The 22,277-nt window shown below is 72.8% G+C and carries 17 protein-coding genes; 3 read left to right on the top strand and 14 right to left on the bottom strand.

Translation table 11 applies throughout. The features are described from left to right. Positions 1-47 precede the first annotated feature (47 nt). Positions 48-3,398, bottom strand: coding sequence for a S8 family serine peptidase (locus GSF22_RS08795; RefSeq protein ID WP_208812718.1), 3,351 nt, complete (start codon positions 3,396-3,398; stop codon positions 48-50). A 287-nt stretch (positions 3,399-3,685) separates the two neighbouring features. Between GSF22_RS08795 and GSF22_RS08790 the strand changes: the two genes are divergently transcribed. After that, positions 3,686-6,301, top strand: a complete 2,616-nt coding sequence (locus GSF22_RS08790; RefSeq protein WP_208812716.1) for a hypothetical protein — start codon at positions 3,686-3,688, stop codon at positions 6,299-6,301. Between the two features lie 420 nt (positions 6,302-6,721). On the opposite strand, the gene GSF22_RS08785 is transcribed toward GSF22_RS08790, so the two are convergent. Genes GSF22_RS08785 through fdxA form a run of 5 tightly spaced genes read right to left on the bottom strand, consistent with a single transcriptional unit; the run spans position 6,722 to position 10,538 of the window. Beyond that, a complete protein-coding gene (locus GSF22_RS08785; protein ID WP_208812714.1) occupies positions 6,722-7,372 on the bottom strand; it encodes a nucleoside/nucleotide kinase family protein in 651 nt (216 codons plus the stop codon). After that, positions 7,369-8,016 carry an SIMPL domain-containing protein gene (locus tag GSF22_RS08780; protein WP_208812712.1) on the bottom strand — a complete coding sequence of 216 codons (648 nt, stop codon included), beginning with the start codon at positions 8,014-8,016 and terminating at the stop codon, positions 7,369-7,371. The genes GSF22_RS08785 and GSF22_RS08780 overlap by 4 nt, the downstream gene beginning before the upstream one ends. 4 nt (positions 8,017-8,020) lie before the next feature. Continuing rightward, positions 8,021-9,073 carry a prephenate dehydrogenase gene (locus GSF22_RS08775; protein WP_208812711.1) on the bottom strand — a complete coding sequence of 351 codons (1,053 nt, stop codon included), beginning with the start codon at positions 9,071-9,073 and terminating at the stop codon, positions 8,021-8,023. Between the two features lie 38 nt (positions 9,074-9,111). Beyond that, positions 9,112-10,215, bottom strand: coding sequence for a succinyldiaminopimelate transaminase (gene dapC / locus GSF22_RS08770; RefSeq protein ID WP_244366753.1), 1,104 nt, complete (start codon positions 10,213-10,215; stop codon positions 9,112-9,114). After that, positions 10,212-10,538 (bottom strand): ferredoxin, encoded by a 327-nt coding sequence (fdxA, locus tag GSF22_RS34590; protein WP_007464872.1) that lies wholly within the window; start codon positions 10,536-10,538, stop codon positions 10,212-10,214. Before fdxA ends, dapC begins: the two co-directional genes overlap by 4 nt. A 79-nt stretch (positions 10,539-10,617) precedes the next feature. Here fdxA and GSF22_RS08765 point away from each other — a divergent pair, with 79 nt between their 5' ends. Further along, positions 10,618-11,574 carry a GNAT family N-acetyltransferase gene (locus GSF22_RS08765; protein ID WP_208812707.1) on the top strand — a complete coding sequence of 319 codons (957 nt, stop codon included), beginning with the start codon at positions 10,618-10,620 and terminating at the stop codon, positions 11,572-11,574. Between the two features lie 15 nt (positions 11,575-11,589). Here the strand turns inward: GSF22_RS08765 and GSF22_RS08760 are convergent, their stop codons facing one another. The 3 genes from GSF22_RS08760 to mshB all read right to left on the bottom strand — a co-directional run bounded on the left by GSF22_RS08760 (position 11,590) and on the right by mshB (position 13,581). Then, positions 11,590-12,054 carry a hypothetical protein gene (locus GSF22_RS08760; RefSeq protein ID WP_208812705.1) on the bottom strand — a complete coding sequence of 155 codons (465 nt, stop codon included), beginning with the start codon at positions 12,052-12,054 and terminating at the stop codon, positions 11,590-11,592. 79 nt (positions 12,055-12,133) lie between these two features. Further along, complete coding sequence (locus tag GSF22_RS08755; RefSeq protein ID WP_208812703.1) at positions 12,134-12,580, bottom strand: hypothetical protein; 447 nt, start codon at positions 12,578-12,580, stop codon at positions 12,134-12,136. 17 nt (positions 12,581-12,597) lie between these two features. Further along, positions 12,598-13,581 (bottom strand): N-acetyl-1-D-myo-inositol-2-amino-2-deoxy-alpha-D-glucopyranoside deacetylase, encoded by a 984-nt coding sequence (gene mshB, locus GSF22_RS08750; RefSeq protein ID WP_208812701.1) that lies wholly within the window; start codon positions 13,579-13,581, stop codon positions 12,598-12,600. 86 nt (positions 13,582-13,667) lie between these two features. On the opposite strand from mshB, the gene GSF22_RS08745 reads away from it, so the two are divergent. Then, complete coding sequence (locus tag GSF22_RS08745; protein ID WP_208812699.1) at positions 13,668-15,809, top strand: S9 family peptidase; 2,142 nt, start codon at positions 13,668-13,670, stop codon at positions 15,807-15,809. Between the two features lie 100 nt (positions 15,810-15,909). Here GSF22_RS08745 and GSF22_RS08740 read toward each other — a convergent pair whose 3' ends face one another. The 5 genes from GSF22_RS08740 to GSF22_RS08720 form a co-directional block, all read right to left on the bottom strand. Beyond that, positions 15,910-17,646, bottom strand: coding sequence for an ABC transporter substrate-binding protein (locus tag GSF22_RS08740; RefSeq protein ID WP_208812697.1), 1,737 nt, complete (start codon positions 17,644-17,646; stop codon positions 15,910-15,912). Between the two features lie 114 nt (positions 17,647-17,760). Beyond that, a complete protein-coding gene (locus GSF22_RS08735; RefSeq protein WP_208812695.1) occupies positions 17,761-18,747 on the bottom strand; it encodes an ABC transporter permease in 987 nt (328 codons plus the stop codon). 12 nt (positions 18,748-18,759) lie between these two features. Continuing rightward, a complete protein-coding gene (locus GSF22_RS08730) occupies positions 18,760-19,773 on the bottom strand; it encodes an ABC transporter permease (RefSeq protein ID WP_307803842.1) in 1,014 nt (337 codons plus the stop codon). Further along, complete coding sequence (locus GSF22_RS08725; RefSeq protein WP_208812693.1) at positions 19,770-20,789, bottom strand: ABC transporter ATP-binding protein; 1,020 nt, start codon at positions 20,787-20,789, stop codon at positions 19,770-19,772. Before GSF22_RS08725 ends, GSF22_RS08730 begins: the two co-directional genes overlap by 4 nt. Continuing rightward, complete coding sequence (locus GSF22_RS08720) at positions 20,786-21,889, bottom strand: ABC transporter ATP-binding protein (protein ID WP_208812691.1); 1,104 nt, start codon at positions 21,887-21,889, stop codon at positions 20,786-20,788. The genes GSF22_RS08725 and GSF22_RS08720 overlap by 4 nt, the downstream gene beginning before the upstream one ends. Between the last annotated feature and the right edge of the window lie 388 nt (positions 21,890-22,277).

The raw sequence follows: 22,277 nt of genomic DNA, 5'->3' as shown, positions 1-22,277 counted from the left end.
ACCGTCCGGGCCCCGACCGCGGTGGTGCGGGGCCCGGACGGGTGCCGTCACTTCAGCCGGTACGCCCCGATGACGTACTGGCCGACCGTGTTACCGGCGCTGTCGGTGGCGGTGGCCCGCAGCGACGCGTGGCCGGTGCCGGCCGGGTGCACGACCCGGGCCACCCAGCCGTGCGCACCGGGCCGGACCGCCGTCGGGGTCCAGGTCCGCCCACCGTCGTACGAGACGTCGACGGTCAGCGTCCGCACGTCGGCGGCCGGGGCACCCGGCTGCCGCTCCACGGTGACCGGGATGCCGAACGTCTTCCCGGCCGGCGCGCTGTTGTCGACGGCCAGCTTCGGCGCGAACCGCACCACCATGGCCGGCAGCGGGACCGGCCCGTCCCCTTCGGCGTGCCGGGAGCGGAACGTCCAGCTCGCCCCGACCTCGGTGGCGAGGTCGGTGAAGGCCCGCCGGGCCACCGTCTCCACCCGGTAGTCGGCCGCCTCGGCCGGCACCTCGAACGAACCCCACCCCGGGTCGGTCGTCTCGCCGACCAGCTCGCCGTTGCGGTAGAGCGCGGTCCGGGCGCTGTCGTTGAGCGAGCCGCCCAGGTGCCCGGCACTGTCCGCGTGCACCGGCAGGTAGACGCCGATCACGTCACCCGACCGGGTGATCCCCTCGTCGCCCCAGCGCAGGGGCGGGAAGAGCGGCCCGTACGGGGCGGTGTTCCAGACCTCGGCGTACCGCCGGCCACCGGAGTAGGCGGTGGGCGGGGAGACCAGGACCGACTTCACGTCCAACCAGCCGTCCTCGCTGCGGACCCCGAAGTCGAGTTCGGTCTCCCACCGGGTGCCCCTGACGTTGTAGTACTCGGTCCGCTGACCGGGCACCGCGGTGGGCAGGATGATCGCCGAGGCCCCGGTGTTGTGCCCGACCAGCTCCGGGATGACGATCCGCTCGGTGAGCAGCTTCGGGTCACCGCCCCGGAACCGGTGGGTGACCGAGGCCAGATCGCCGCTGCGGTAGTGCTTGTAGAACCCGGTCGGCATCCGGCCGGGCACCGCTTCGGCCACCGCGTACAGGTAGGGGCTGCTCGCCGCCCTCAGATCGGCCCACTGGCTGCTGACCGTGGCCACGAACTGCTCGCCGCTGACCGTACGCCCGAGCTGCCCGCTGGACAGCCCGCTGAAGCTGTCCGCCCAGAGGCCGATGCTGTAGGAACCCTCGTCGGTCAGGAAGTTGGCGGTCAGGTCGATCAGGGCCGGCGTCGCCGACTTGTGGGGCACGGTGGTCTTCACCGGCTTCGCCCGCCGGGCGTCCACCGCGACCCGCACGTCCCCGTCGACCACCAGCTCCGGCTGGGCGAGCATGGTGAAGGTGGTCCAGACGCCGTCCGCGTCCACGGTCCACAGGTAGCTGGTCAGCCCGTAGCGGCCCTTGGGTACGCGCAGTTCGGCGACCCCGTCCGGGTCGTACACGCTGTCGAACCGGAACCCGTCCAGCCCGACCAGCAGGGTGTCGTAGTTGGTGGTCCGGCGCCCCGAGCGGTCGCGGTGGTCCAGGGTGAGGGTGTAGCTCTCCACCTCCCGGTGCACGGCCAGCGGCGTGGTCACCTGTCCGGTACCGGAGCGGGCGACGAGCTGACCGGTGAAGTACCCGTCCGGTGCGGCGATCCGGGTGTCGGCGGTCACCGTCACCTCGGCCCGCCCCCCGGCCGGTACGGTCAGCCGCGTGGCACCGAGCCGGAACATGCCGGCCGGGGCCGGGGCGCCGCCGGGGCCGGTCACCGCGAGGGAGAGGTCCAGCGTGACCGCCGTACCGCCGGGGTTGGTGTAGCCGACCGTCCGGGCGACCGGGGTGTCGTCGTCGTGCGGCCAGCGCGCCCGACCGAACGAGACCGAGGTCGGTTCGCTGGTCACCGCCTGGGTGATGGCCCGGGCCACGTCCACCCGGCCGGCGCCCTGCTGGTACGCGGTCTGGCCGGGGTGGGGCTTGGCCGAGGCCATCAGGGTGGCCTTGAGCCGCCCGGCGCGCCAGTCGGGGTGCTGCTGGGCGAGCAGCGCCGCCGCACCCGCGACGTGCGGGGTCGCCATCGACGTGCCGGAGAGGGTCACGTACTGCTCGCCGACCGGGTCGCCGAGCTGGGTCCCGGCGCCCCGGGCGGCCACGATGTCCACGCCGGGCGCGGTGATGTCGGGCTTGATCGCGTCGTCGCCGACCCGTGGTCCCCGGCTGGAGAAGTCGGCGAGCCGGTCGGAGCGGTCGACCGCGCCGACGGAGAGCGCGGCGTCCGCCGTGCTCGGTGAACCGACCGAGCCGTCCGAGCCGTCGTTGCCGGCGGCGATGACGAAGAGGGCACCGGTCTGCGCGGTCAGGGTCTCGACCGCCTCCTCCAGCGGGTCGGTCTCCGGGGTGTCCCGGCCGCCGAGGCTCAGGTTGACCACCGTGGCCCGCTTGTCGGTGGCCGCCCAGTGCATGCCGGCCAGGATGGCCGACTCGGAGCAGCCGAAGGACTCGCAGACCTTGCCGGAGACCAGGGTGGCGTCCGGGGCGACCCCCCGGTACTTCCCGCCGGAGGCGGCGCCGGAGCCGACGATGGTGGAGGCGACGTGGGTGCCGTGCCCGACGGTGTCGCCCTCCTCCGGTACGTCGCTGAAGTTGCGCGAATCGGCGATCCGGCCGGTCAGGTCCGGGTGGGCGCCGTCCACCCCGGTGTCGAGTACCGCGACGGTCACCCCCCGACCGGTCAGGCCGGCGGCGTGCGCGGCGGGCGCGCCGATCTGGGCCACACTGTGGTCGAGGTTGATCCGGCGCCGGCCGTCGAGCCAGATCCTGTCGACACCCCCCGCCGTGTCGACGCGGGCGCCGGACCGGGTCGTGGTGAGCCCCGCCCAGACCGTCGCGGCCCGGTCCTTCGACGCCGTGGCCGCCACACCCCCGATCGCCGGCAGGTCCCGGGTGATCCGGGTCCCGGCGGTCGCGGCGACGGTCCGCCGGTCGGCGCCCGGCCGGTACGTCAACAGGAGCGGGAGGGTGTCCCGCCGCGCGTCGTCGTACCCGGACTCCACCAGCTCCGTGACGTCGAAGAGCCGCTGGTCGACCCGGCCGGTGCGCAGCAGCGCCACGGCGTCCTGCGGTACCACCCGGACGTGCCCGTCGGCCCGGGTGACCAGGAAGCGGAGGTGGGCCCGCCCGGCGCCCGGTCGTACGCTCACCGCGCCACCGGCGGTCAGCGTGACCCGGTCACCGGTGAGCAGGGTGACGGTGGACGGGGCAGCCGGTCCCCGGTCGGCGCCGGCCACCGTGGAGCGTGGCCGGTCGGGACGGTCGGGTGGCGCGGCCCGGCCGGCCGCCGGGACACCGAGTACCAGGCCGAGCGCGAGTCCGGCGCCGGTCAGTTTCCGTGTTCGCCGCAACGCGAACCTCCTCGTGGAGCGTTGTTACAGACGGATGGTCTACATTGACCACACCCAGACTTGCATACCCGGTATCCATGATGGAGTCAGAAATATTACTAAATATGGAGGCAAAGTAATTTTTCCCCTCCAACCACGCCAATCGACCCCCCGCACCGGGTGCGGCACCCGCCCGGAGCGCGGTGAGCTGCGAAAACAACTGTTCACGTACGGGTGAATCGACTGGCCATCCGTACATCGGAGGAGCACTCTGGGTAGTGAGGTCATCACTCCCAGGGGAGGCTGCGATGGCTGCTCGGGTTGTGGAGCTACGGGTACACGGGGTGTCGAACACCCCACCGGCGGACATCCTCTGCCTGACCCCGGAACCCGGAGCGGACGGTCCGATCCCGTGGCTGGTCGCGGGTGACGCCATGACCGGTTTCTACCGGTCCACCGCGCCGGACCCGGCCGAGCCGGTGGCCGTCGAGGCGTACAGCTGGGGACAGCTCACCTCGGGTGCGCGTACCGCCAAGGACGTGGAACGGGCGCTCTGGACCGCCCTGCTCCCGTTCACCCTGGCGAACGTCGCCCTGCACGCCCGGCCGGACGTCCCGGCCGACCCGGAGACCGAACGGTGGCGGGACCGGCCCGGCATCGCCGCCTGGCTCATCCGGCTCTTCTGCCTCAGCCTCACCGGCACCCTGGTACTCGCCGCCACCGGTATCGGGGTCGACCTGATCGGTTGGCAGTGCGTGGACGACGTCTGCCTGCGCCGGATCCCCGGCCCGTGGGAGTTCCTCGGCACCGGCTGGTGGGGTGCCGGCGCCCACTCCCTGGCCGTCGGGCTGCTCGTCCCACTCGGCCTGCTCACCGTCATCGGCCTGCTCACCTGGCGTACCTACCAGTACGAGGCGGCCATGCCGGCCGGCACCGGGGCACCGGACCCCGGACCGCTGACCAACCCGCTCCAGGACCCCACCTTCTGGTGCGGGGAGGGGCAGGTACGCCGGGCGGCCGTCCTGCACCTCTGCACCGGCGTGGTGATCGCCGCCGCGGTACCGCTCGGCGCCGTCCTGGTGATGGACCCGCCCACCGGGGGGCGGGCGGTCCTCGCCTGGTCCACCGTCGTCCTGCTCACCGTCCCGCTGGCGATCACCCTGGTCGCGCTCGGTCAGCCGTACCTGAGCCGGCGGGCCGGGGACACCCCGCTCGGGCCGTGGAGCGCCCTGATCGCCGTCCTCACCCTGGCCGGGCTGCTCGGCACCATCGCCCTGCTGCTGCTGCCCGACGGGCCGGCCGGCATCCCGCTGGCCGACCAGCGCCCACCCGACGGCTGCACCCACGACGGCAGCATCCCCGGCTGCCACGAGGACCGCTCGCTACCCGGGTTCGACTGGATCATCGCCTGGTACGGCACCGGTCAGGCGATCCTGCTACTCGCCATCGGGACGGTCTCCCGGTCCGGCCGCCGGGCACTGCTGGTACCGGCCGCCGGGGTGGCACTGATCGTCCTGGGCAGCGGCTGGCTCGGTGGCTGGTTGCCCGGTGCACCGCCCGCGCCGGACTGGCTGAGTACCCCGCTGGTGGCCGCCCCGGCGGTCACCCTCGCGGCCCTCGGTCTGCTGCTCCCGGCCACGCCGTCCGCCTCCGCCGGACCCCCGCCGGGCCGTCGGGACCGGGTCGCCTGGGGCTACCGCGGTCCCGCGCTGATCGCCGGGTTCGGCTGGCTGCTCGGCATCGCCTACAGCGCCGGTGGGCTGTACTGGGCCACCGACTGGCTCAACAACGGTGCCACCCCGAGCGGTCTGTCCGCCATCACCCCGCCGTTGCCGGTGATGTGGGCCGGGCTGGCCTTCCTGGTCGCCCTGGTCGGGCTGGCGCTGACCGGACTGCGGGCCTGGTGCCTCTTCGTCGGGTTACGCCGCCGTCGGCTCGCCGCGCTGACCCGCCCGGCCGTCGCGCCGCCCCGTCCACCGACGCCACTGTCCGGCCACGACCTGCGCCGGTGCCGGGACGTGGCCGCCTTCCAGGCCCTGCACCGACTGGTCGGCGGGCACGCCCTGCGGCTGTCCGGCTGGTTCGCGGCCGGTACGGTCCCGCTCGCCGTCGCCGGCCTGGCCGGTGGACTGGCCCACACCCGCCCGGTACCCGCCCAGCCGGCCGGCTGGGAGGTCGCCCTGAAGACCGCCGTGGACATCGGCGACTCGCTGCTCGGTTGGCTGCCGGTCGCCATCTCCGGGGTCGGCCTGCTGGTCTACCGCAACGACACGGTCCGCCGGTCGGTGGGGGTCCTCTGGGACGTCGGCACGTTCTGGCCCCGGGCCGCCCACCCGCTCGCGCCACCGAGCTACGCCGAACGGGCGGTACCCCAGTTGCAGACCCGGACCGCCGGCCTGCTCGCCCTCCCCGGATCGCACCCGTACAAGGCGGACGCGGTCATCCTCTCCGGGCACAGCCAGGGCGCGGTGATCTCCGCAGCGGTGATCCTCCAGATGCCCGCCCAGTGGCGACGCCGGATCTGGTTCTTCTCCTACGGCTGCCAGTTCACCCGCCTCTACGGCCGGGTCTTCCCCGCCTTCTTCGGACCGGACCGGCTGCGTACCCTGACCACCGCGCTGAGCCGCGACCACGGCACCGGCCCGGACGGGGGCGACGCCACCGGCCCGGAGGGACGTCCCGAGCCGGGCTGGACGAACTTCTGGCGGGACACCGACCCGCTCGGCTGGCAGGTGACCGCCGGCGAACGGGAGGTGATCGTCCAGGACCCGGCGGCCCTGCACCCGAGCGGCGGTGAGGTGACCGACCCACCGATCCGCAACCACAGCGGCTACCCGGAGGCGCCCGAGTACCGCCGTGAGCGGGCCCGGGTGGCCACCCTGCTCAGCGGCGCGGTACCCGCCCCCCGGGCCGGGACCGGCTGACCCGGTGGGCCGGGCGGGTCCGATCGGTCCGATGGGTCCGGTGGGCCGGCCGGCCGTCGGGGCCACCGGGCGTCCGGCCGGGAACACCCGTCGATCACGCAGAGCAAATGCCCCTCGGAGAGACCGCTCATCACCTGGAGTGACGAGCCACGCGTGGGGGTCAACCGCACTCCACGCGCTTTGCTCTGCTTCAATCCCGGAAACACCGACAACGAGCTGGGCTTCTCCTCGATGGCAGGCCCGACGGCGACGCCGAGCCAGTTACAGCAGGTGACTGTTTCCTCCGCTGAAGCAGAGCAAAGCGTGCCGGGTACCCTCGACGACCCGACGGTGACGGTCGCGGACCGTGACGATCGAACGGCAGGGACCGACGACGCCGGTCGGCCGCCAGCCCCCACCCAGCGGCGCGAAGACCGCCGGTCAGGCCGGCTCCAGCCGGACCACCAGGTCGGCCTGCCGGGCGGTGCCGGCAACCAGCGTGGCGTTGGCCTCGTCGCTCCCCCGCGCCCACGCCTCCGCCTCGGCCGGAGAGCGACCGTACGCGACGTGCCGTTCGGTCAGCCGCCGCACCCGCTCCCCGGCATCCAGATCGAGGAACCACGCCTCGTGCAGCAGCGACCGCACCTCGTCCCACGGGTCGGTGGACAGCAGCAGATAGTTCCCCTCGGTCACCACCAGACGCACCGACGGCGACACCGGGATCGCCCCGGCCACCGGCTCCTCCAGATCACGGCGGAACTCCGGCGCGTAGACCGTCGTCGGCTCCAGCCGGTGCAGGCGACGCAGCAGGGCGACGTACCCGTTGGCGTCGAAGGTGTCCACCGCGCCCTTGCGTCCCGCCCGGTCCAGCCGCCGCAACTCGACCTGGGCCAGGTGGAAGCCGTCCATCGGCACCAGGCAGGCGGCCGGTCCGACGGCGGCGACGATCCGCTCGGCCAGGCTCGACTTGCCGGCACCCGGCGCCCCGGCGATACCGAGGAGCTGACGCGGCCCGGCATCGGCCAGCGTCCGCGCCCGGTCCGCCAACTGCTCGAAGGTGCACCCGCGCGGTTCGGGTGGGGTGCCCGTCACCGGTCCAGGACCGGCTCGCTGATCGCGAACCGCGCCTCCACGCCCGCCTGCACCGTCTGCACCTGCGGATCCAGGTCCAGCTCCGGGGCCGCCTCGGCTCCACCACCGAACCCGAACGCCGCCCGCGTCAGCATCGGCTGGCTGCTCATCCCGGTGTCGGTCAGCTCCAGCAGGGCCGTCACCCGGGCACCGAGCGCCTCCGCGTACTCGCGGGCCCGCTGCACCGCGTCCCGGATCGCCGCGTGCCGGGCCTCCCGGTGCACCGGACTGTCCGGGCGCAACGACCACCAGGGACCGGCGACCTCGACCTGCTCCTGCTCGGCCAACCGCAGCATCAGCTCACCGAGCACCGCGAAGTCGGTCATCGTCACCGTCGTGGCCACACTGCCGTGGTACGCGGCCACCCGCTCCCCGGAGCGCTTGAACTCGGGCCGGACCCGCAGGTCACCGGTCTCCCGCCGGTCGACGGCCGAGCCGTACTCCTCGATCAGCACCCGGACCGCGGCGGCCCGCTCGGCGAGCCGGGTCAGGGTCGCCTGACGGTCCCGGTCCCGTGCCACCGCCGTGACGGTGAACCGGGCGATCTCCGGGGGAACCTCACGGAACGCCTCGCCGCGTACCGCGACGACCGGGGCATCGACCATGGCTTCACCCTAGCGGCGCGACGCCGTCCCCGCCGGGTTCGTCGTCGTCCGGACGGTGCACCAGGTACGTCACCGTCGCGTCCCGCACCTCGCAACCGGTCAGGTGCCCCCCGGCGGCGCCCAGCTCCAGCAGGAAACGCAACTCCTCGTCGAGCGGTCCGGCCAGCGGAAAGGACCGCCGCGACCGGGTGAACCGCCGCTCGGGAAGGCTGGCCCGCAACGCCTGCGCCCGCCGGTAGTACGCGAGCAGCCGATCACCGTCGGCGGACCGCAGCGCCGCCGTGAGCCCGTCCAGGAACGCGGTCACCCCGGCCAGTTGCGCGAGGACCTCCGCCCGGTTGCTCAGCAGCATGTCCACCGTCCGCTTCGCCGGGGTACCGGCGACCCGGGTACCGTCCCGGAAGCTCCCGGCGGCGAGGCCGAGCACCGCGTCGCGGACCGGCGAGCCGGCGGTGGCCCCGGCGAGACCGCCGGCGAGCAGGTGCGGTACGTGCGAGGCGAGGGCGACCACCGAGTCGTGGACCGTCGGGGACATCGGCACGATCCGCGCCCCGAACACGTCCACGATCAGGGCGGCCAGCTTCCGGAACGGGCCGGGCAGGGTCTCGGCGGTCGGGCAGAGCACCCAGGCGGCCCCGGCGAAGAGATCCGGTACCGCCGAGACCAGCCCGGCCCGCTCGGCGCCGGCCATCGGGTGCCCCGGGACGAAACGGTGGGCCAGTCCGTGCGCCGTGGCGGCTGCCGCCACCGCCGACTTGGTGCTGCCCACGTCGGTGAGGACACAGTCCGCGCCCGTCCCGGCACCGATCCGGGCCAGCATCTCCGGCAGGGCGGCGAGCGGGGCACCGAGGAACACCACGTCCCGGTCCCGGACCGCGTCGGCCAGCTCGTCGGGAAAGGTCAGCCCCTGCCGACGCCCCTCGGCCCGGGTCGCCGGATCCGGGTCCCACCCGGACACCGGCAGGCCGGCCCGGTGCAGCCGGAGCAGGATGGAACCACCGATCAGACCGGTACCGACCACCGCCGCCCGGAGCGGCGCACCGCCTGTCTCCACCATCCGCAGGACCTCGGCGTCTCGACCAGGTACCGGGCGGGTCAGTGCCGCAGCCGGTCGGGTACGGCGGCGATCCGCTCGTCCGACTCGGTCAACGCGACCCGGACGTGCTGCTCCCCGCCGGGGCCGTAGAAGACGCCGGGCGCGGCGAGGATGCCCCGCTCGGCCAGCCAGCCGACGCTGCGCCAGCACTCCTCGCCCCGGGTGACCCAGAGGTAGAGCCCGGCCTCGGAGTGGTCGATGGTGAACCCGGCCGCGGTGAACGCCTCGGCCAGCCGGACCCGCCGGGCCGCGTACCGGTCCCGCTGCGCGGTGGCGTGCTCCTCGTCGCCGAGCGCGGCCACCATGGCGGCCTGCACCGGCGCCGGCACGATCATCCCCACGTGCTTGCGGACCTTGAGCAGCTCGGCGACCAGGGTCGGGTCACCGGCCACGAACCCGGCCCGGTACCCGGCCAGGTTGGACCGCTTGGAGAGCGAGTGCACCGCCAGCACCCCGTCGTACGAGCCGCCGCAGACCTCCGGCGAGAGCACCGAGACCGGCTCGACCTCCCAGCCCAACGGCAGGTAGCACTCGTCGCTGGCGACCACCACGCCCCGCTCCCGGGCCCAGTCGACCACCTTGCGCAGGTGGGCGGCGGGCAGGACCCGACCGGTCGGGTTACCGGGCGAGTTGACCCAGATCAGCCGGACCCGGGGGGTCGGACCGACCGCGGTCAGCGAGTCGGTCCGCAGCACCTCGGCACCGGCCAGTTGCGCCCCGTCCGCGTAGGTCGGGTAGCAGACGCGCGGGACCACCACGGTGTCGCCCGGACCGATCCCGAGCAGGGTGGGCAGCCAACCGACCAGTTCCTTGGAGCCGATCGTCGGCAGCACGCCGAATCCCTCCGCCGCCCCGCAGGCCCGGCGCACCCAGGCGGTGATCGCCGCCCGCAACGCCGGGGTGCCGGCGGTCAGCGGGTACCCCGGGCTGTCGGCCGCCCCGATCAGCGCCGCCTGGATGACCGGCGGCACCGGGTCGACCGGCGTCCCCATGGAGAGGTTGATCAGGCCACCCGGATGTGCCGCGGCCGTACGGGCCGCGGCGTCCAGGGCGTCCCAGGTGAACTCGGGCAGCCGGGCCGAGACGGCCGCAGGGCGGTTCAGTGGCCCTCTCCGCGCGGCGGCTGGGCGGCCACGAACGTGGCGTCCTTCTCCACCTTGCCGATCTTGGAGGCGCCACCCGGCGAGCCCAGGTCCTCGAAGAACTCGTAGTTCGCCCCGGTGTAGTCCTTCCACTGCTCCGGCACGTCGTCCTCGTAGAAGATCGCCTCGACCGGACAGACCGGCTCACAGGCACCGCAGTCGACGCACTCGTCGGGGTGGATGTAGAGCATCCGGTTGCCCTCGTAGATGCAGTCGACCGGGCACTCCTCGATGCATGCCTTGTCGAGCACGTCCACGCAGGGCTCGGCGATGATGTAGGTCACCGGTCTTCTCCTCCGCAAGCTACGCCGCGATCACCCGCGACGGTAAGAGCCTAGTATCTCGCCGGGGAGGGGGTCGACCATGCTCCGACGGCAGGATGTGGGACACCGGATCGTAGTCCGGCGGATTGTGGGGATTCGTGACGGGCGGACGCTCTTCTCGGACGCGCTGGGCGAGTTGGTGGAGCTGAGCGAGACCCATCTCACTCTGGCCACCGCCCAGGGTCGGCTACGGGTACCCCACTCGGAGGTGCACCGGGCCAAACGGGTACCCCCGGCCCGGCGGCCCACCGCCGCCGCGATGACCGCCCTGGAACTCGCCGCCAACGAGGCGTGGCCGGCACCCGACCAGCACCGCCTCGGCGGCTGGCTGCTGCGCAGCGCCGACGGCTGGACCGGGCGGGCCAACTCGGCACTGCCGGTCGGCGACCCGGACCGTCCGCTGCCGGCCGCCGTCGACGCCGTGCAGCGCTGGTACGCCGACCGGGGACGGCCGGCGCAGGTCAACACGCCGCTGCCGCTGGCCGGTCCGGTCGGCGCCGAACTGGACACCCGGGGCTGGACGGCCAGCCCGCTGGTACTGGTGCAGACGGCCCCGCTGACCACCGTCGTCGACGCGGCACCGCCGGCCGCCGGGCTCCCCCCGGTCCGACTGGTGGCGGAGCCGTCGGACGACTGGATCGCGCTGGCGACCGACCGCAAGGGCGGCTTCCCACCGGCGGCCCGGCACGTGCTGACCGCCGTCGGTCAGCTCCGCTTCGCCGAGGTGTACGACGGGAGCGAGCTGGTCGCGATCGCCCGGGGCACGGTGACCGGACCGGACCGCTGGCTCGGGCTGAGCCTGGTCGAAGTGGTGGAGGGCGCCCGTCGGCGCGGCCTCGGCCGGCACGTGGTCGCGGCCCTGGCCGACTGGGGCCGCCAGGCCGGTGCCGGTGCCGCCTTCCTCCAGGTGGAGCAGCGCAACACGGCGGCGGTGGCGCTCTACCAGGGCCTCGGCTTCCGCACCCACCACACCTACCTCACCCGCCGCGAACCCTGACCGGGGCGGGTCCGCTCAGCGGCGTACCACCCGACGTGGCTTGGACTGCTTCAGTTCGGCGTACCGGCGCAGCGACTCCGAGCGGTGGTCCCAGCCGAGCGCGGTGAGCACCAGGTACCCGAGCAGCGTCCCGCCGGCCGCGAAGGCCGCGTAGAGCCCGATCTGGGCGAAGAACCCACCGGCCCCGTCGGCAAACGGGTGGCTACCGCTGAGGAACGGCCCGACCAGCACGGTCAGCGCCATCGCCAGCAGCACCGCAGCGGCCAGGTCCGCGCCCCACCGGGCGACCGGCACCCGCCGGCCCTGCACGAACGCGACCACCGCCAGGATCAGCCCGATCACCGCGAACATGACGAGCGAGATCCGGTCGGCCGCCTCGGTGTCGCCGTCGAACCCGAACCGGGTCACCAACCGGGCCACCACGTTGACCACGAACAGCACACCGGCGAGCACCCCGACCGGCAGCCACCGCTCCCTCATCCACGCCTCCCGCTGTGTCACCCGGCCGTACCGGGGTCTCCTGGCAGGAATATGTACCACCCGGAGCGGTCGGCCGTCATCACCCGGAACGGGTCGCCGCCGGGGCGAGGACGAGGCGGAACGTCATCACCGCGAAGGTCATCGCACCGGCGACGATCATGGCGAGACCGACCCAGTTGTCCCCGGCGAGCAGCAGGTCCCCCTCGTCGGTACGGACCGCCGCGACGACCATCAACCCGAACCAGGGCACCGCCGGCAGGGCGACCGCCCAGCCGGCACCCACCGCCCGGTGCGCGAACCAGCTCAACGCCACGTTGGCCACGACCACCACGGGTACCGCGACCCCGACCAGGTGACCACCGACCCGGACCCCGGCCAGCATCAGTTCCACCAGCCCGGTCAGCAGCGCGCCGGCCACCGCGAGCACACCGGCCACCGCCCGCAGCACCAGGTCGGCGGTCCGCAGCCAGGGTGCCGGCGGGGTCGGCTCGGCCGGTGGGCCCTGCGCGGGTACGACGGCGGACATCGACGGGCTCGGCAGGGTCACCGGACGCCGGCCGCTTCCGGCGGCCCCGGTTCCACCGGGGTCCGCGCCGCCGGCCCGGTCGGATCCGGGTCCCCCGCCGCCCCGGTCGGGTCCGGGTCGCCGAGCGGCAGCCCGGCGAAGAGGTCGTCCTCCCAGCCGTACGGCCCGGAGCCCGGCCCCCGGACACCCACGGCGAGGGTGTAGTACTCCACCCCCATGAACTCCGCGCCGAAGTTCCCGGCGATGGAGTAGAGCCAGGAGTTGTCCGGGATCTGGGTGGCGTGCGCCCGCATCGCCGCCTCCTTGGCGGCATGCTGGTCGGTGGCGTCGATCCGGGCGGCGATCTGCTCGTCGTCGGTGCCGAAGGGCAGCTCGTCGAGTTGGTCGACCCCGGCGAACGGGTTGTCCGACGACTCGGCGAAGGCGCTCATCCCGGCGGCGAGCACACTCTTCGGCAGGGCCGTCCAGTAGATCTTGGCCAGCCCGATGCCCTCGGCGGCGGCCAGCTCGGCGGCGCGCATCGCCACCCGGTGCGCCTGGATGTGGTCGGGGTGACCGTAGAAGCCGTTGTCGTCGTACGTGATCATGACCTGGGGCCGGACCTCGCGGATGACCGCCAGGAGCTGCGCGGCGGCGGTGTCCAGGTCGGCCCGCCAGAACGCCCGGGGGTGGTCGTTGGTCGGCGTGCCCATCATCCCGGAGTCCCGGTACCGCCCGGCGCCGCCGAGGAACCGGTGGTCGGTCACCCCGAGCGCCGCGCAGGACGCCGCCAGTTCGGCGATCCGGTACCCGCCGAGCTGGTCCGCCTCGGCGGCGGCGAGCTGGGCCAGCTCCGGTACGTGGATCTCCCCCTCCTCACCGAGGGTGCAGGTGACCAGGGTGACGTGGGCCCCGGCGGCGGCGTAGTACGCCATCGTCGCGCCGGTGCCGATCGCCTCGTCGTCGGGATGCGCGTGGACCAGCAGAAGCCGGCGGTCGGGCAGGTCAGTCACGACCGCCACTCTAGTGCCCTGGTCGGGTGCCCCGGCGTCGACGCGTCCACGCAGGTAGGCCACATCACCGCGGGGACCCCTCTACGATCTCGGGTGTGGAGTATCCGGAGCTGGCCGCCCGCACCCGCCGCTTCACCCGGGGCACCCCCCGCGCCGTCACGGTCGCCGACGACGGGTCCCGGGTGCTCTTCCTGCGGTCCGGTGGCCCTGAGGACCCAGCCGACGCACTCTGGCTGCTGGAGGTGGCGACCGGTACGGAGCGGCTGGTCGCCGATCCGGCGACGCTGCTCGGCGCGGAAGCCGACCTGGCCGCCCTGCCCCCGGCGGAACGGACCCTGCGGGAACGGCTGCGGCTCTCCGCCGCCGGCATCGGCTCGTACACCACCGACCCGGCGGCCCGGGTGGCCGTCTTCACGGTCGCCGGCCGGTTGTTCCGGGCCGACCTGGTGCACCTGGACGTGGTCGAGGTCGCGACCGTCGGACCGGCGATCGACCCCCGACCCGACCCGACCGGGCAGCGGCTGGCCTACGTCACCCAGACCGGGGGGACCGGCCAGCTCCGGGTGATCGAGCCCGACGGCACCGACAACCTGCTCGCCGGGGAGGACTCCGGGGTCTCCTGGGGGCTGGCCGAGCACATCGCGGCGGAGGAGTTCGGCCGGTACCGGGGCTACTGGTGGGCCCCGGACGGCCGGTCCGTGCTCGCCGCCCGGGTCGACGAGAGCCGGCTGCCCCGCTGGTACACCCACGACCCGGCCGCGCCGGAGAGCGAGCCGACCAGCGCCGCCTACCCGGCGGCCGGTGGGCCGAACGCCGAGGTGAGCCTGCACCTGCTCGACCTGGACGGCGGTTGGGTGGACGTGCACTGGGACCGGGAGACCTACCCGTACCTGGTGTCGGTGCACTGGGCGGAGAGCGGGCCGCTGATCACGGTGCTGCGCCGGTTGCAGCAGCACGGCCTGGTACTCGCGATCGACCCGCGGACCGGCGAGACCCAGGTGCACGCGGAACTGGCCGACCCACGCTGGGTGGAGCCGATCCCGGGTACCCCGGCGCACCTGCCGGACGGCCGGGTCCTCGTCGGCGGGGAACTGGCCCACGACGGGTACGACGCCCGCTGCCTGTTCGCCGACGGGACGCTGCTCACCCCGCCCTCGCTGTACGTCCGCCGGGTGGTGGGGCGGCTCGCCACCGGCGACGGGCCGGCCGACCTGGTGGTCGAGGCGAGTGACGGCGAGCCCAGCCAGCGGCACCTGTTCCGGGTCCGGACCACCATCGGGGCCGGCGTGGAGGCCCGCCCGCTGACCACCGACCCGGGTTGGCACACCGCTGCGGTCGGCGGGGACGTACTGGTGGTGGGTGCCGCCTCGCTCGACCACCCCGGCATCCGGTGGACGGTGTGGCGGGGTGACACCGAGCTGGCCACCCTGCGGTCGTTCGCGGCCACCCCGCCGTACGCCCCGCGTCCGGTGCTGGAGCGGGTCACCGACCGGGGGTTGCCGACGGCGGTGCTGTACCCCCGCGACCACGTGTCGGGGCGCCGGCTGCCGGTCCTGCTCGACGTGTACGGCGGGCCCGGTCACCAGGAGGTGGTGGCCGCCCGGGCGGCCTGGTTGGAGCGGCAGTGGTGGGCCGACCACGGGTTCGCCGTGGTCACCGTGGACAACCGGGGCACCCCCGGCGTCGCGCCCTCGTTCGAGAAGGTGATCCACCGGCGGGTCGCCGACGTGGTGCTGCTCGACCAGGTGGACGCGCTGACCGCGCTCGCCGGCAAGCACCCGGACCTTGACCTCGGGCGGGTGGCGGTCCGGGGCTGGTCGTTCGGCGGCTGGCTGGCCGGGCTGGCGGTGCTGCGCCAGCCGGAGCTGTTCCGCTGCGCCATCGTGGGCGCCCCGGTCACCGACTGGGCGCTCTACGACACCGCCTACACCGAGCGCTACCTGGGACTGCCGGACGAGGGTGTGGAGGTGTACGCCCACCACTCGCTGGTCGAGCTGGCCGCCGAGCCGGTCACCCGACCGGACGACGCCCGGCCGATGCTGCTGGTGCACGGGCTGGCCGACGACAACGTGGTGGCCGCGCACACGCTGCGCCTCTCCGCCGCGCTGCTGGCCACCGGCCGGCCGCACGCGGTGATCCCGTTGACCGGGGCCACCCACATGGCGGCCGGTGGTACCGCCGAACGCCTGCTCACCCTGGAACTCGACTTCCTCCGCACCCACCTGGGGCAGGTGTAAGGAAGGGCCCCCGGTTAACGCTTTCGGTAGAGGAAGGGCCCCTTGTTAACGCTCCGCGTTAACAAGGGGCCCTTCCTTGCACCTCGGGGCAGTCGGCTGACTACTGCTTCACGTGGACGTTCACGAAGGACGGGTAGCCGAAGATGCTGGAGATGAAGATCCCGCCGACCTTCGACCCGTGCAGGTAGTAGCCGTTCTCCACGAACAGCGGCACCGCCGGGGCCAGCTCCTTCATGATCCGCTGGTCGAGCTTCGCCCACTCCTTGCCCTGCTCGGTCACCGGCAGCGCGAGAACCCGGTCGAACTCGGCGTTGATCGCGTCGTCGTTGATGTACGACGTGTTGCTGTTGTTCTCCGCCTTGATGGTGCGACCGTCGAAGAGCACCGGCAGAATCGCCGCGCCACTGGGCCAGTCAGCCGCCCACTGGTCGGTGTAGAGGTCCCACTGGTTGTCCTTCTTGCCGACCTCGTCGAGCTTCGCGTCGGTTGGGATGGTCTTCACCGTGATCTTGAAGCCGGCCTTCTCCAGGTTGCCCTTGAGCTGGGTGGCCAGTTCGGTGGAGTCGTCGGAGATGCCGAGCACCAGTTCGGGGGTCTTGCCGGCGAGCAGTTCCTTGGCCTTATCCACGTTGCCGGTCGGGCCGGCCGGGTACGCGTCGTACTGCTCGTAGCCGATGGTCGACGGCGGCAGCAGCGTGGTGACCGCGCGGGCGGAGGCCTCACCGCCGTACGCCTTGATGAAGCCGGACCGGTCGATCGCGTAGTTGAGCGCCTGGCGTACCGCCAGGTCGGTGACCCGCTTGGTGTTGATGGTCAGCCGCCAGAGGCTGGGCGTCGGGCCCTGCACCGAGCGCGGCTTCAGCGCGGCGTCCCCGGTGACCCGGGCGACCAGCGCGGAGGGGACACCGTTCCAGGCCAGCGCGGTCTGGTCGTCACCGTTGTCGGCGATCACCCGGTTGGCGCCCGCCTCGGCGTCCGGGCCGAAGTTCCACACGATCTTGTCCGGGTACGCGTGCCGCACCGGGTCGGTCTTCGGGTCCCAGTGCTCGTTGCGCTCCAGCACGGTCTCGACGCCGGCCTGGTTCTTGGTGATCTTGTAGGGGCCGGAGGAGAACGGGGCGTTGTCCAGGTTGACCCCGGTGTCCTTGTCCGGCGGCAGCGGCGCGGTGTACGGCAGGGAGGCGGCGAACGGCAGGTCGCAGTGCGGCTTGGCGAACTCGAACTTCAGCGTCCTGTCGTTCGGCGTGCTCAGGCCGGGCGGCAGCGCGCTCTTGTTGGCCTTGAAGTTCCACTTGGTGTCGTACTGCGGGGTGTCGGCGAGCCACTCCTGAAGGTAGGTGGGGCCACCGGTCAGGTCCGGGTCGAACGAGCGGGCGATGCCGTACGCGATCTCCTTGCTGGTGATCGCGCGCCCGTCCTCGAACTTCACCCCGTCCTTGATGGTGAACTCCCAGACCTTGCAGTCGCCGTTGACGTCCTTGCCGGGCGTCTCGGCCAGGTCGCCGACGAGGGTCACCTTGCCCGAACCGTCGTCCTTGAAGGTGGTCAGGAAGCGGCTGTAGAGCGGGGCGTTCATCAGGCCGGCGAACGAGTAGACCCGCTGCGGGTCCATGTGCGAGATCTTGGTTTCCCGGATGATCCGGAAGGTGCCCCCCTTGGTGGCCCCCGGCACCTCGGCGGCCGGCCCCATCGAGTCCTTCGGGTCGGTGGCGATCGATCCGGTGGAGACCCTGGTGGTGTCGTCCGAGGTGTCGGTGCCCTTGTTCTCGCTGCACGCCCCCATGACCGCGAGCAGTGCGAGCGCTCCGCCGGCGGCGGCTGCCCTCTTCAGGCGCATCTCGCGCCTCCTCCCCTGGTTATCCCTGTTCAACGTGGCAAATTCTGGAGAAAAGCTACGGTTTGTCTAGCAGAGTCCGGTGGAAGTTTCCACGCTCGCCGAGGGGCCGATGCGCTATCGCAACCGCACCCGGGGATCGATGGTGGCGTACAGGATGTCCACCACGATGTTGGCGACCACGATGAAGACCGCCGAGATCAGCACGGTGGCCATGATGGTCGGCAGGTCACCCGCCCGGACCGCGTCCACTGCGGTACGCCCCAGCCCCTGGATGCCGAAGGTGGTCTCGGTGATCACCGTCCCGCCCAGCGCACTGCCCACGTCCAGCCCGGCGATGGTGACCACCGGGGTGATCGCGGCCCGCAGCGCGTGCCGGCCGTAGACCTTCCGTTTGGCCAGGCCCTTGGCCCGGGCGGTCCGGACGAAGTCCTCCGAGAGCGTCTCCAGCATCTGCGCCCGGGAGAGCCGCGCGTAGATCGCGGAGAACAGGAACGCCAGCGAGAACCAGGCCAGCACCAGCCCGCTGGCCCACTTCACCGGATCCTCGAAGAGGGGGGTGTAGCCGGGTACCGGCGTGATCCGCAGGTTGTAGGTGAAGATCAGCAGCAGGACCGCACCGACGAAGTAGAGCTGCAACGAGGCGCCGGTGAGCGAGAAGCCGATGGCCAGCCGGTCCAGCACGGTGCCCCGGCGCAGCGCGGACACCATGCCCAGCCCGACCCCGAGGACCAGCCAGAGGATCGCCGCTGGGATCACGATGCTCAGCGTCACCGGGAGCACCCGGGTGAGGGTGTCGGTGACCGCCTCGCTGTTGACGTACGAGTAGCCCAGGCAGGGTGCGTCGCACCGGCCGCCCTGGGAGCTGCCCAGGTCCCGGCCGACCACGATGCCCTTCATGTAGTTGGCGTACTGCTCGACCAGCGGGTCGCGCAGGCCCAACTCCTCGCGGACCCGCTCCAGCCGTTCGGCGTTGCAGTTCTTCGGGCACATGCCGCTGACCGGGTCGCGGGGCAGACCGAAGAACATCAGGAAGCTGAGCACACTCACCGCGAACAGGGTGAGCACGGCGGTGAGCAGCCGCCGGACCAGGAATCGCGTCATCGTCCGGACCCCCTACCGGGAAGACTTCGGGTCGAGCGCGTCGCGCAGCGCGTCACCGAACAGGTTGAAGGCCAGCACCAGCGCGAAGATGGTGATGCCGGGGAAGAAGACGTACGCCGGGTCGGTCTGCAGGTACGGGATGCTCTGGAAGATCATCCGACCGAAGTCGGCGGTCGGTTCGAGGATCCCGATCCCGAGGAAGGACAGCGCCGCCTCCCCGGTGATGTACTGCGGCACCGCCAACGAGAAGGCCACCAGGATCGGCGCCCAGAGGTTCGGCAGCAGCTGCCGGAAGAGCATGTGCCCCAGCCCCGCCCCGCTGGCCCGGGCCGCCTCGACGAACTCCCGCTCCCGCAACGAGATCACCTGCCCCCGGACCAGCCGGGCGGTACTCGTCCAGCCGAACGCGGCGAAGATCCCGATCAGGACGGTCACCTGGAACCAGGCCGGCACCTCCTCACGCGGCCCGTAGAAGCGCAGCGCCACGGTCGGTACCACGGCCAACGCGAAGATCAGGAAGGGCAGCGCCAGCGCGACGTCGGTGATCCAGCTGATCACCGTGTCCACGATGCCGCCCAGGAATCCGGCGACGATGCCGGCGACCACCCCGATCGTGGTGGTGACCAGGGCGGCGGCGAACGCGATGAACAGCGACGTCCGCATCCCGTAGACCATGCGGATGAAGATGTCCCGGCCCAGCCGCGGCTCCAGGCCGAACCAGTGGTCGCCGGTGATCCCGCCGACGTAGCCCAGCGGCATGCCGTTGCCGTCCAGCAACTCCTGGAACTGCTCGTTCGGCCCGACCCCGTACAGCTTCGAGATCAGCGGTGCGGCCAGCGCCAGCACCATCATGAGCACCAGCACGCCGCCGCTGACCATGGCGGTACGGTCCCGGCGCAGCCGGGCCCAGGCGAGCTGCCCCGGGGACCGGCCGACGAACGCCTTCCGTTCCGTCGACGTGACCTCCGGCTCACCGACCGGCCCGGCCCCGTCCGGCGCCACCTTCTCCACCCCGGACAGGCTCACTCCGCCACCTCCAGCACGTCGGCGACCGGCCCGCCCACCGGCCCCTCCTCGGGGAAGTGGCAGGCCGTCGCCTGCCCGCCACCGCGCGGCACCAGGGCGGGTTCCTCGGTGGCGCACCGGTCCTGGGCCTTCCAGCACCGGGTCCGGAAGCGGCACCCGGACGGTGGGTCCAGCGGTGTCGGCACGTCCCCGGTCAACCGGATCCGGCCGGCCGGACCGAGCCGGGTCAGGTCCGGGACCGCCGAGAGCAGGGCCCGGGTGTACGGGTGCTGCGGGCGCTCGTAGATGTCCGCGCGGTCGCCGATCTCGACGATCCGACCCAGGTACATCACCGCGACCCGCTGGCAGAAGTGCCGGACCACGGCCAGGTCGTGGGCGATGAAGACGAACGCCAGGCCGAGTTCGCGTTGCAGGTCGCGGAGCAGGTTGATCACCTGCGCCTGGATCGACACGTCCAGCGCGGAGACCGGCTCGTCGGCCACGATCAGCTTCGGGCGCAGGGCCAGGGCCCGGGCGATGCCGATGCGCTGCCGCTGACCGCCGGAGAACTCGTGCGGGTACCGGTTGTAGTGCTCCGGGTTCAGGCCGACCAGTTCCAGCAGTTCCTGCACCCGGGCCTTCACCCCGCCCGGCGGCCGGACCCCGTTGACCTGCAACGGCATGGCCACGATCCGGCCCACCGTGTGCCGGGGGTTCAGCGAGGCGTACGGGTCCTGGAAGATGATCTGGAGGTCCTGGCGGAGCGGGCGCAGCGCACCCCGTCGGGCGTGGGTGATGTCCCGCCCGTCGAACGTGATCGTCCCGCCGGTCGGCTCCAGCAGCCGGACCAGCATCCGGCCGGTGGTGGTCTTGCCGCAGCCGGACTCCCCCACCAGGCCGAGCGTCTCGCCGGGGCGTACCTCGAAGTCCAGGCCGTCGACGGCGCGGACCAGCCCGGTGGTCCGGAACCCGCCCCGGACCGGGAAGTGCTTCGTCAGCCCCTGCACCCGCAGCAGCGGCCCGGCAACGGTGCTCATGACTGGACTCCCACGTGGGCGGTCTCCTCGGTGCGGATCCGGACCCGGTCGGCGGCGGGCAGGTGGCAGGCGACCAAGTGACCCGGCTCGTCGGTGGGCCGCAGTTCGGGTACCTCGCCGGTCGACCGGCCGCCGGTGCGGGCGGCGTACCCGCATCTCGGGTGGAACGCGCAGCCGGCCGGCAGGTCGATCAGGCTGGGCGGGTTGCCCCGGATCGGGACGAGGTCGGCGTCCGCCGGGCCGTGCAGGGTGGGCACGCTGGAGAGCAGGCCCCAGGTGTACGGGTGCTGCGGCCGGCGCAGCACCTGCTCGGCGGTACCGTGCTCGACGGCCCGGCCGCCGTACATCACCAGTACGTCGTCGGCGACCTGGCCGACCACGCCGAGATCGTGGGTGATCAGGATGATCGCGGAGTGGAACTCGGCCTGGAGGTCGGCGAGCAGGTCGAGGATCTGCGCCTGCACGGTCACGTCCAGCGCGGTGGTCGGCTCGTCGGCGATCAGCAGGGCCGGGTCGTTGACCAGGGCCATGGCGATCATCGCGCGCTGCCGCATGCCGCCGGAGAACTCGTGCGGGTACTGGTCGAACCGCTTCGCCGGTTGCGGAATGCCGACCCGGTCGAGCATGTCGACCGCGCGTTGCCGGGCGGCCCGTCGGGACGCCCCCGGGTGGTGGATCCGGTACGCCTCGGCGATCTGCCGGCCCACCGTGTAGTACGGGTGCAGCGCGGAGAGCGGGTCCTGGAAGATCATCGCCAGGTCCCGGCCGCGCAGCCGGCGGATCTGCTCCTCCCCCAGGCCGACCAGTTCCCGGCCACCGAGACAGATGCTGCCGCTGATGGTGGTCCGCTTCGCGTTGTGCAGTCCGAGCACGGCGAGGCTGGTCACGCTCTTGCCGGAGCCCGACTCGCCGACGATGCCCAGGGTGCGGCCCCGTTCGACGCCGAACGAGACCCCGTCGACGGCGCGGACCACCCCGTCCTCGGTGTCGAAGCGCACCCGCAGATCCGTCACCCGCAGGTACGGCCCGGTGCTGTCGGCCGCCGTCGTCGACTGCCGGTCGTCCGGTACCCCGGACGACGTCGGTTCCGGCTTGCCCACGACCGCCTCCCTCGTCTCCGTCCCGCCCGGAGGTCCCTGGTCACGCCGGCCCCGGCGGGGCGGGATGCGACGAAAGGAACCTACAGCAGAACTCAGAGGGTGAAAATAAGCTACACAAACGGGGTCTGTCAGCGGCCGGTGGCGTAACGAGTCGGTATCGCCCGCCCCGTCCCGCACACCCGACACATTCAAACCTGTCCCCACGTCGGACGGCAACGCCCGGATCGACGCACCGTACGTGCGACGATGAGCGACGGCTACCCGTTGAGCCCGTCAGGACGACGCGGAGGTGACGATGACCGTGACGGTGTTCGACCACGACGGACCGTGGACGGAAGAGGAGTACCTCGCGCTCGACGAGACGCGGCAACGCGTCGAACTCTTCGAC

This window comes from Micromonospora echinofusca (assembly GCF_017614955.1).
GTDB lineage: Bacteria > Actinomycetota > Actinomycetes > Mycobacteriales > Micromonosporaceae > Micromonospora > Micromonospora echinofusca_A.
This window is presented reverse-complemented; position numbering and strand designations above follow the sequence as displayed.

Bases quoted from the DNA above. Each gene is read 5' to 3' on its own strand.
- GSF22_RS08790 (WP_208812716.1), top strand. From the start codon at position 3,686: ATGGCTGCTCGGGTTGTGGAGCTACGGGTACACGGGGTGTCGAACACC.
- GSF22_RS08780 (WP_208812712.1), bottom strand. From the start codon at position 8,016: ATGGTCGATGCCCCGGTCGTCGCGGTACGCGGCGAGGCGTTCCGTGAG.
- GSF22_RS08775 (WP_208812711.1), bottom strand. From the start codon at position 9,073: ATGGTGGAGACAGGCGGTGCGCCGCTCCGGGCGGCGGTGGTCGGTACC.
- GSF22_RS08765 (WP_208812707.1), top strand. From the start codon at position 10,618: ATGCTCCGACGGCAGGATGTGGGACACCGGATCGTAGTCCGGCGGATT.
- GSF22_RS08760 (WP_208812705.1), bottom strand. From the start codon at position 12,054: ATGAGGGAGCGGTGGCTGCCGGTCGGGGTGCTCGCCGGTGTGCTGTTC.
- GSF22_RS08755 (WP_208812703.1), bottom strand. From the start codon at position 12,580: ATGTCCGCCGTCGTACCCGCGCAGGGCCCACCGGCCGAGCCGACCCCG.
- GSF22_RS08740 (WP_208812697.1), bottom strand. From the start codon at position 17,646: ATGCGCCTGAAGAGGGCAGCCGCCGCCGGCGGAGCGCTCGCACTGCTC.
- GSF22_RS08735 (WP_208812695.1), bottom strand. From the start codon at position 18,747: ATGACGCGATTCCTGGTCCGGCGGCTGCTCACCGCCGTGCTCACCCTG.
- GSF22_RS08725 (WP_208812693.1), bottom strand. From the start codon at position 20,789: ATGAGCACCGTTGCCGGGCCGCTGCTGCGGGTGCAGGGGCTGACGAAG.